Here is a 10,395-nt window from a genome sequence, read left to right as displayed (position 1 = left end):
TAAATACAAGATGCACTCCAGCCCGGAGGACATCAACGGCTGGAAAGGGGCTTATTTTGACGGGCCCTACGCCAACGACGGCACGCCCACGGCCTTCTTCTCTCCGGACGACCCCTCGATGTGGGTGGCAAATGAATTCACCCTGGTGCTGTTTTTCAAAGCCGACCAGAGCCTGACGCAAGAGGGCCATCCCCCGGCAGCCCTGATCTGGATGCCCAGCGACGAACCCCCGAACAGCCTGAACTATCCCAGCATCGGGATCTGGTATCAGGACAACCAAATGCACTTTGGCGCCGGCCTGGACGGCGGGACGGAGCTGTTTGAGGTGACCATGGAATGGGATTGGCGGATGGGGGACGTGAATGTAAGCAATCCCGGCAGCGACAGGGAGCCCTGGGACTTCGTGGGCATGACCTTCAGCCAGGAAGGGGGAAACAGCGTCCTCAAGGTTTATACCAAGCGCTTCAAGGTGATAAACGGCGAGGTTATCCTCCTGGATGTCCAGGATGACGACTTCGCGAGCGGCGTAAACGCGCCGGGCCCGATCATCAAGACCCAGGAGGGAGTGAGCCACGGGGCGATAGTGACCAAAGTGGATTATGGCGATTACCATCTCTGCGATTACGATTGGTTCTTCAAAGGCAAGATGGACCGGAGCGGGCTGTACAACTACGCGCTCACGGCGGATGAGATCGACGCCTACTTCTGGAACAACGTGATTACTTCCAGCCAGGTGACCTATATCCGGGATTGATATCAAAGGAATATTGAGTTTTTTACATTGGATACAGAGGAGAAACTGATGCCCGCAAAAGTACTGATCGTGGACGGTGACGAGCTCACCCGGGAAACGGTCGGAGACTGGCTGGAAGAAAAGGGTTATGAGGCGGAATACGTGGCCGACCTGCCCGGGGCGGAAGCCGCGGCGGGAGCCTGCAGTTACGACGTCGTCATTGCCGACATCCAGTGGCCCGGGCAGCAGGGCGTTGAGCGGATCGAGGGCCTGAAGCGGCTGTTTCCCAAAGCGCCGGTCATCGCCATCAGCACCTTTGCCGATTTTGAGCTGGAGCAGGAGGCCCGCCAGCACGGGGCTTATACCTGCATTTCCAAACCCATCCAGGTCGAGAACCTCCTGCAGGTGCTCAGCGCCGCCCTGAACACCGGCCCCAGCCGCGAGAACACGGAATTTTTGCCCGGCAAGCTGATCGAGCAGATCCTGTTGCGGGGCTTCACGCAGGACCAGCAATGGGAATTCCGCCAGACCGGCATCCTCCGGTCCTACGAGCGGGGGGACCTGATCCAGTTCACGGACGAACAAACCTCCATGATCTGGGTGGAGGTGGGCAGGCTGGACGCCATGTATGACCAGGCCCTGGTGGACACTTTGGGGGAAGGCGATTTCTGGGGCGAGGAGACCTTCGTCTATCCCAACGCCGTCTTCACCCATCTGGTGGCGCTGGAAGAAACGCAGCTCCGCCATTTCAGCCGCAAGCGGATCTGGGAGTTCTTTGCCTATCAGGACGAAACTCTCACCAAACGCTTTATGATCAATCTTATCCATTGCCTGCACATCAAATGGAAGCGGACAGCGATGAGGCTGTTCCTGTCCGGAGGCGCGGGCAGCACCCAGGAAGAACAGGAATTGTAAATGCCACTGACTTTTAAGGAAGCACTGCACGCGCAGGTCGACGAACGGCTGTCCGGGACCGAGCTCTGCCTGGCCGTGGACAGCATCATCGAGCGCAACCCGGCTTGGAAGCAGGAAGCCCGCGACCTTTTGCACGGCTGGCTGCTGGCTACCAAGGAGAAGGAAGCCTCTGACATCGATTTCGGCGCGCCCGGCTGCGCGAGACAGATCTGGATGAGGGTGTTCGGCAATAAGAAACCCCTCACCGCCTACGGCGAATACAGCTATCTGGAGACCACGGCCATCATCACCAGCTGGCTGAGCCCGATGCAGAAGCAGAGGCTCTTCGACAACATGGTGCTGGATTTTTCCGCCATCGCCCGGGAAGGCAATAAGGAGATCCGCTTCCGCGGCTCCGCCTATCTGGACCGCGGGCACGCCTGTGTGAACTTCCGCCGCATCAACGACTTTGTTTTTTCCATGGACCAATTGCGCATGCCCCCTCCCATCCAGGAGCGGATGAACCTGCGCTTTGAAAAGACCGGCCTGATCCTGGTCACCGGGATCACCGGCAGCGGCAAAAGCACCACCCTGGACGCCATCATCGACATGAACAACATTGAGAACCATGGCCACGTGGTGATCATCGCCAACCCGATCGAATACGTGCACGAATCCAAGCTCTGCCTGGTGCGCCACCGCGAGGTGGGGGCGGACGTGATCTCCTTCGCCAACGGGGCGATCGAGGCCCTGCGCCAGGACCCGGACATCATCATGGTGGGCGAGATGCGCGACCCCTACACGATCTCCACCGTGCTGGAGATCACGGACAGCGGCCACAAGGCCTTCACCACCCTGCACACCAGCTCGGCCATCGACAGCATCCACCGCATCGTGGCGGAATTTCCGCCCGAGGAGCAGGAACGCGTGCGCAACCGCCTGGCCGACGTGCTGAGCGTGATCGTTTCCCAAAAGCTGATCCCCACCGTGGACAACAAGCTGGTGATGACCCGGGAGATCCTGTCCGTGGACGCCAGCGTCCAGGCTGCCATCCGCAACAAGAACATCGGCGAGATCTACCAGATGATGGTGGAGGGCAAGCGCTACGGCATGTGCACCCTGGAGCAGGACCTGCACGAACTGATGCGCCGGCGGATCATCACGAACAAGACCGCCATGAGCTTTGCCAACAACAAAAAACGCATGTACCAACTGATATCAATGACATAAGATAATGAAAAACCGGCACCAAGGGAGATAAGGAAAAGCTATGAAAAAGAACCCCAAAACTTCTTTCGGAATCCTGGAAGACGGCCAGATCATCAAGATGGCCTGCCTCCAGCGGGACGGATACCATCTCTACCTGATGAACCTGGACTACGTGGAGCTGGACAAGCCGCTCTACGTGACCCCGGAACAGCTGGCGGAGTATGAGAAGACCCGCCCCAGCGGAGAAGAGATCAACCTGGATGAATTCGCCTCCGAATATGTGACCGGCCTGAAGCAAACCCCCTGGGACCGGATGTTCGGTTCTGTCAGGCTCGACAGCGGGGTCATCGCCATCAACGTAAGCGAGGAGAATCTCAGCCGCGGGCTGGACATACCGGAATCGGCAGCCGCGGAAAGGGTCTTCCTGCGCAGCAACCTGACCCCCCAACACCAGAAGAACGGGGAATGGCAGACCTCACGCTTCGACGTGGGCGGAACTTCCCAGATCTGGCTGCATCAGGGCCCGAACCAGCTATACGAACTGCTCAAGACCTACGGCAAGCGCAACAAGAAAAACCTCTACTACCAGCTTGCTGACGCCAACGACATCGCCCTGGCGGACCATTACCGCACCAACAACCTGGGCGACGGACAGCGCCACCTGCTGGTGTATCTGGGCCGGGAATTCCGCAAAGCCTTCCTCTTCGACCAGGGCGGCCTGGTGGATATCTATAACCTGAACATCACCCAGGACCTGCCCGAGGCGGAACTGATCCATTCCCGCGTTTCCCTGGCCCTGGACAACGCCCAGCAGCCCGAACCGGACCGCATCGTGATCTGTGGCGACCTGGCCTCGGATGAGCTGGTGCGCTATTTCAACAAGCACGATTCCGGCCGCACCTCGCTGCTCAGTTTTCCGAACCTGACAGTCTTCAACGGCAAGGCCGACCTCTACAACGAGGTTTTCCTGGCCCAGTTCGCCCTGCCCATCGCCCTCGCCCAGAAGGCCCTCTTTCCGGACGAAGCGCGCTATACTCCCAGCAATTTCCTCACCCGCAAACAGATTGAGGCGCAGAGGACCTTCAAGGTCGCCTGGCACGGCTACCTGATCCTGGGCCTGATCTTCGCCCTCGCGCTGCTGGGGACCATAGCCTTCCTCACCGTGCGCTCGAACCTCAAACACGAAAAAGAGGCCCAGAGGCGCCTGCAGCACGAACTGGCGGTGCTTCAGGTCGAGGCCGCGGAGATCGCCAGGATGAAGGCCGAACTGGAACAGTTCAAACGAAACACCGAGGTTATCCGCGGCGTCATCCAGGGCAAGAATCCCTGGTCCGAGGTGCTGGACACCCTCAACCGGGTGGCCCAGGCCCGCCCCATAAGCTGGCTCACCAACCTGAAGAGGAACGGAGAACGGCTCCAGCTTAGCGGCGTCACCACCAACCGCAACCATGTGATCGACATCGCCGCCACCCTGCCCCAAAGCCGCATTCAAAGGGTCACCAGCGCAGAGATCCGCGACTTCAAGGTCTGGAACTTTGAGATCGCCTCGGATTTCCCATCTGTGGACTGGGTGGCCAAAATAGAGGCTGAGACAGCGGAACTGCTGGCCCGGAACAGGGCTGAAAAGGAAAAGGCCACGCTTGAACTGGCCGCGGCTGAGCAAGCCGCCGCCGCCCAAGAGGCGGCTGAAATGAAGGCCGCTCAAACCATGACAGCGGCGGAGAAAAAAGCGCTCGAAGCCAGAACAGCCGCGGAGAAGAAAGCCGCCGAGGCCAGGGCCGTGGCGGAAAAAGCAGCCGCGGAGAAGCCAGCCGCTGCGCAACCCGCTCCTGCTCCCGCTCCCCGGACAGCCTCCACAACCGGCAACAAGCTGCCCTCGATCGACAAGGCCTATATGCCCCAGCCCAGCGACTGGCAGAAACAGGCGCCCGCCAATGAGCTGGCGGCCTACAACGCTTTCATCGCGGCAGTGAACCGGGGCGACAAACAGGGATTCAAGCAGTTGGGCTATGACTTCATCAACAAATATCCCCAGAGCCGGCTGAACCGCCTGCTCCGCTGGCATTTTGCCAACAAGCTCTACATTTATGGGGAATACATAGACGCCAAGGTCGTTCTGGACCCGCTGGTGCGCTACGTGGACGCGCATTATCCCTACGCGCTGCTGCTGGCCGCCCGGATCGACCATCAAACCGGCTATGACCGCTATCGCAGGCTCTACAACCTGATGCAGAAAGACTACGCCGAGCATCCGATGCAGGGGCAGGTGCAAGCCGACATTGCCGCCATCGGCAGAGGAGGTGCCCAATGAGTAACAGCACCAGGAACTCCATCATCCTCGGGGCCATATTGATCCTGATCTTCGCCCTCTGGTACTGGCAATACAACGGCATCCGCCAACAGACGGACGAACTGGCGGAGGCCAACCGCAAGACCCAGTTTTCCATCGATTCGCTCAAGGTGGAACTGAGCACCATCGATTCCCTGCGGGCGGAATACGAACTGCAGGAAGCTATGATGCACCAGCAGAGCAAACTGGTGATCGGGGAGGACAATCCGGCCGTCACCTACGGCTATTTGCTGGACGTGATGAGGTGGATGGGCCTGAACATAGATTTCAACTTCGCCGCCACGGACGCCCAAAAACCCGAGGACCGCTTTCACGAATACGTGATCAACGGCTCCGCCTCCTACCGCAACCTGCTCAATCTGGCCAGCCAGATCGAGAATCAGCGGATCGCCATGACCATCGAAGATTTCACCATCAACACGGAAAGCGCGGCCAAAGCCGACACCGTCACCTTCTCCATGGTCCTGCACACCCATTTCTATCCCGGCGGGCCCCTGGCCAACGATCTATCCATGAAGGCCCTGGCAGCGCCCTACACGGGTTACGCGCTGTTCCAGCCCCGCATCTATGACGTCGTTTTGCCCCCGGAGGTCGATCCCTCCCTGCTGGACGTCGAGGATGCAGTGCTCCTGGGCATGTCCCGCGGCATGGCCTTCTTCCGCGATTCGAGCGGCGTCATCCGCATCCTTTCCAAGGGCAGCCGGGTCGCCTGGGGCTATCTGTACAAGATCGACGAAGCCGCCGGCAAGGTCATCTTCCGGCTTGATAAATACGGTCTCGAAGAAGACTATACAATTGTAATCAACAACCAGTGAGGTTATCGTGAAAATAAAAACTCTATGTATCCTTCTCATTGCCCTGATGGCTGCCTGCCTGACGGCGGAAACCATGGCCGTGACCGAGGACGGCAAGGTCACCCTCAGCGAAGACACGCGCATCAACGAAGCTGTGCAGATCCTGGAGATCTCCTCCCTGAAGTTTGTGAACAAAAAGATCCTCAACCAAAGCAACTACGGCGGCAGCATCGGGATCCCCCTGCATAAAGTTCCCTGGCGCAAGGCCATGGACCTGATCGCCCTGAAGAACAACCTCGTGGTCTCGGAACTGCCCGGCTATTTCGCCTTCGGCAACGTCCCCGTCACTGAGGCGACCATCAAGGAAACGATCGCGGAAACCCTGGACGCCAATTCCAAGCAGGTGCGCATCAACGCCATCGCCATGCTGGCCGACCGCACCTACCTGAAATCCCTGGGGATCGATTGGTCCACCGTGTTCGACGGCAAGGTTACCGTGAGCGCGGATTTCCTGGGCGCCACCCAGGTTCCAGGCAACCTCTTCGGCATTGGCATGGACACCGATTTCGCCGTCAATGGCACCCAGATCACGCTTTCCACCCTGCTCAAGGTGATCGAATCCAACCAGAAAGGCACCGTGATCGCCAAGCCAAACCTGATCGTGAATTCCGGCAAACGTGGCTACATCCAGGTGGGCCAGGATTTCTCGGTCAAGATGCTGGACGACGCCGGCAATACCACCGAAAGGTTCTTCTCCACCGGCGTGATCATGCAGGTCGAGCCCACAGTGGTGGAGGTCGACGGCGAGGAAGTGGTGCACATGCGGGTGAGCGTGGAGCGCAGCAGCGCGGTTCCCGGCGCCATCACCACCGTCATCAACAAGAGCAAGTCCGACACCGAACTGGTGCTCTATAACGGCGAGGAAGCCGTGATCGGCGGGCTTTACGACACCGACACCATCCGCACCCGCAGCGGCATCCCCATCCTCAAGGACCTGCCCTGGTGGGTCTTCGGCATCCGCTACCTCACCGGCTATTACAAGGATGAGGTCAATCAGCGCGAACTGGTGATCTTCCTCCGGACCGATGTGGTGGATAACGCCTACCAGCGCGCCGTGAAGGCGGCCAAGGCCCCGCCGGCCTCGCAGATCCCGCCGGAAGCGGGCGACTGGGGCTATCTGGAAGACTGATCGGTTAAACTGATTATAAACAAACATTGCAGGCGGGGACCCGTTGCCTACGGTTCCCGCCTTTTTTTTCACGGGATGGGGCGTTGTAACGTTTTGGCGTTGTGGTGTTTTCCTGAGTCCGGAGGACGGCAGTGCATTAGCACGGTATGGAGCGTAGCGGAATGCCGTGACTATGGCGGTATGATCCCAATTATAAAATATCCCCACCCCCACCCCCTTTGGCGGGCCGGCGTCCCGCCAATGGGGGTGGGGGTGGGGGTAGGAAAAACAATCATTATATCCGCCACTATCACGGCATTCCGCTCCTGGTCCCGCAAACACGCTCCGCTCCTTTGCGGTCCCGCGTAGCTCCATACCGTGTTAATGCACTGCCGTCCTCCGGACTGGCTCCGTGATCGATCACCTGCTCCTCCCCCGGTGTCACGGCATTCCGCTCCTTGTCCCGCAAACTCGCTCCGCTCCTTTGCGGTCCCGCGTCGCTCCATACCGTGTTAATGCACTGCCGTCCTCCGGACTTCCATCACGTTTAGGCAGGTTAGGAAATCAGGCAAAAACCGGAACCACTCAGCACGGCATTCCGCTCCTGGTCCCGCAAACTCGCTCCGCTCCTTTGCCGGCCTGTGTCGCTGCATACCGTGTTAATGCACTGCCGTCCTCCGGACTCCACCCCACAACACCCAGCAACGACCTACTACACCCCACCTCACTTTACTGATGGTAAAAATGGATTTTCATCCTGTCGCCCTCCTTATCAATACGGTGTCAATACGGACTCATTACGGACAAAGTCCGTATTGAGTCCGTAATGATAGCGTAGTGATCAGGAGGGCTAAGCCAGAATGTGGATCAGCAGGGGGATGGTGAAGAGGGCGAGCAGGGTGGAAAGGGAGACCATGGTGGCGGCGAATTCCCGGTCCATGTTTTCCCGGTTGGCCAGGATCAGGGTGTTGAAACCCACGGGCAGGGAGGAGCAGACGATCACCACGGTGCGCGGAATGCCCTGCAGGCCAAAGGCGAGGGAAAGCAGGAAGCCGACCGCCAGGCCCAGCCCCATGCGGATGAAGACGGCGATCAGCGCCTTGCCCAGGTGGGACTTTTGGGGAGCGAAAGCCAGGCCGAGGGCCACCATCATCAGCAAGCCGATGGGCTGGCCCAGGATCTCCAGAAAACTGATCGCGGGCGCGGGGATCTCCAGGCGCAGGGCCTTGATCGCGAAAGCTGCCAGCAATCCCCAAACTGGCGGCAGGGTGAGAAACCGGGACAGCCGGATCTTGTCCGTGTGCCGGTTGTCTCCAAACTTGATCGCGTTATAATAGCTGAAAGTGAAGATGAGGATCGTGTTGCCGATGTCGAAGAGCGAGGCGCGGGCCAGTTCCTCGCTGCCGATGGCCTTGAAATAGGGCAGGGCGAAGGCGGTGTTCATGATCATGGTGCCCACCAGAAAACTGCCAAAGGTGGGGCGGGGCATGTTCAGATGATGGCCGATGAAACTGGAGACAAGAAAGAGGACACCCACCACCAGCATCGCGCTGAGCGTTACCAGCAGCATGTCCGCCGAGGGGGTGGCCCGGTAGATGGCCAGGATCATGATCGGCGGAAGGCAGATGTTCAGCACCAGGCGCAGCAGCACGGAAGCGTCTTCCCGGGACATGAGCTTCAATTGTTTGAGCCCCAGGCCGAGGCCGAAGGACAGGATCAGGAACAGATTCTGCGAATTGAGGAGATTCATCGCTGAATAAGCTACTTCGCTGGAGAGTAAAAAACGTTGTAGAGGATGGCCAGATCGGCTTCCAGGGCGGCGTTGAAGGCCTCCCCGGCGCGGTTTTGGGGATCCTCCACCGGCTTCCAGGCCTCGTCTTTGGCCAGTTCGCGGGCCAAGAGCCATCTGCGCTTGAATTTGCGCTCCTCCAGCTTGGCCAGGGTTTCCAATTGCGCGTCGCTGAAGCGGTTGGCGAGTCCGCGTTGGTCCAGGATCTCCATCTTCACCTGGAGGGGGTGGTTTTCGCTGACGCGGATGATCTCCCGGGCCTGATCAGGAGGATAGGCGTCGTCCAGGACCAGCTCACCGTAGAGGGCACGCTCGGTGTCGAAGCTGCGCAGGTTGACGAAGGCGAGGTTTTTGGTGTCGATCCCCCGGCGCTCGATCTCCAGCACGGCGGCTTTATCCACTGTATAGGTGAGGGGGCGGTTCACCTCCAGCTCAAAGACGTTCTGGGAGATGAACAGCGCCACGAAGGAAAAGAGGAAGGCCATCAGGGGCGCGGCGACCCAGGCGAGGGAAACCTTGGCCAGGACGTTGTAGCGGATGTTTTTGCCGCCTTTGGCCAGGCCGATCCCGATCACGGCGCCCACGGTCACCTGGGTTGAGGAAACCGGCACCTGGGGAATCGCGGGCAGGCCCAGCGCGAGAAAGAGTTCGTGCAAGCCCTGGGAAGTGAAGATGAAGAGGACAAATGTGATGGAAAGCAGCGCCACCAGAGCGGTCACGGGGGAAAGGCGGAAAATGTCCCCGCCCACGGTGCCCATCACCCTGTGGGAATAGGTGTAGATACCCAGCACGATGGAGCCGGCGCCTGCGATATAAAGCTGCTGCACCCCGGTGAGGGTGAACAGCGAGCCGATGGCCAGGTCCTTGAACGGCGTCACCGGAACGAATACCCCCACCACGTTGGCGATGTTGTTCGCCCCCAGGTAGTAGGCTCCCAGGGCACCAAATCCAATCAGAGCGTAGCGCACGATCATGTCCTGCTCCAGCAGGTGCCTGCGGGAGCGGTTCACCCAGCCGCGCGCGAGGTAGAAGAGCAAGGCTGCCACAGCAGCGGAAACCACAAAGGCCGTCACCCAACTGCCGGCGATGGTCAGCAGGGAGCCAAAGTCCGTGATCCTGCCAGCGAAATAGTTCCAGCCGAGAATGGCGCCCACGATGGTTTGGGAGATGGAAACGGGGATGCCTGTCCGCACAATCACCAGGATGGCCAGCGCGGCGGCCAGGGAAACCGTGAAAGCGCCTCCCAAAGCGTCAACCGAGCCCAGGCGCCCCAGGGTGCCGGAAGGACCGCTGCCTTCCAGGATCGCGCCCAGAGCGAGAAAGATCGCCGCGATCAGAGCCGCCTGCCGGAACCGGATCATGCGGGTGGCCACGGCGGCACCGAAGATGTTGCCGGTGTCGTTGGCGCCCAGGGACCAGCCGAGAAAGAGACCGCTCAGGAGGAAGAAAAAGACCATT

The 10,395-nt window shown here is 59.6% G+C and carries 8 protein-coding genes; 6 read left to right on the top strand and 2 right to left on the bottom strand.

The window, feature by feature from the left end:
- The 6 genes from K0B87_03070 to K0B87_03045 form a co-directional block, all read left to right on the top strand.
- Window positions 1–754: hypothetical protein (locus K0B87_03070; GenBank protein MBW6513721.1), on the top strand; the 754-nt coding region annotated here is incomplete at its 5' end.
- Window positions 755–802: 48 nt separating this feature from the next.
- Window positions 803–1,648, top strand: a complete 846-nt coding sequence (locus K0B87_03065; GenBank protein ID MBW6513720.1) for a response regulator — start codon at window positions 803–805, stop codon at window positions 1,646–1,648.
- Window positions 1,649–2,857, top strand: coding sequence for a Flp pilus assembly complex ATPase component TadA (gene tadA, locus K0B87_03060; GenBank protein MBW6513719.1), 1,209 nt, complete (start codon window positions 1,649–1,651; stop codon window positions 2,855–2,857). It abuts the gene before it with no gap.
- A 40-nt stretch (window positions 2,858–2,897) separates the two neighbouring features.
- Complete coding sequence (locus K0B87_03055; GenBank protein ID MBW6513718.1) at window positions 2,898–5,147, top strand: hypothetical protein; 2,250 nt, start codon at window positions 2,898–2,900, stop codon at window positions 5,145–5,147.
- Window positions 5,144–6,001 carry a hypothetical protein gene (locus K0B87_03050; protein ID MBW6513717.1) on the top strand — a complete coding sequence of 286 codons (858 nt, stop codon included), beginning with the start codon at window positions 5,144–5,146 and terminating at the stop codon, window positions 5,999–6,001. Before K0B87_03055 ends, K0B87_03050 begins: the two co-directional genes overlap by 4 nt.
- Window positions 6,002–6,008: 7 nt before the next feature.
- Window positions 6,009–7,169, top strand: coding sequence for a type II and III secretion system protein (locus K0B87_03045; GenBank protein MBW6513716.1), 1,161 nt, complete (start codon window positions 6,009–6,011; stop codon window positions 7,167–7,169).
- A gap of 829 nt (window positions 7,170–7,998) precedes the next feature.
- On the opposite strand, the gene K0B87_03040 is transcribed toward K0B87_03045, so the two are convergent.
- Window positions 7,999–8,898 (bottom strand): AEC family transporter, encoded by a 900-nt coding sequence (locus tag K0B87_03040; protein ID MBW6513715.1) that lies wholly within the window; start codon window positions 8,896–8,898, stop codon window positions 7,999–8,001.
- Window positions 8,899–8,909: 11 nt separating this feature from the next.
- Window positions 8,910–10,394 carry an inorganic phosphate transporter family protein gene (locus K0B87_03035; protein ID MBW6513714.1) on the bottom strand — a complete coding sequence of 495 codons (1,485 nt, stop codon included), beginning with the start codon at window positions 10,392–10,394 and terminating at the stop codon, window positions 8,910–8,912.
- Window position 10,395: the final 1 nt, after the last annotated feature.

Source organism: Candidatus Syntrophosphaera sp. (assembly GCA_019429425.1).
Taxonomy (GTDB): domain Bacteria; phylum Cloacimonadota; class Cloacimonadia; order Cloacimonadales; family Cloacimonadaceae; genus Syntrophosphaera.
The sequence above is the reverse complement of the archived record's forward strand: the minus strand, read 5'-3'. Positions and strand labels throughout refer to the sequence as shown.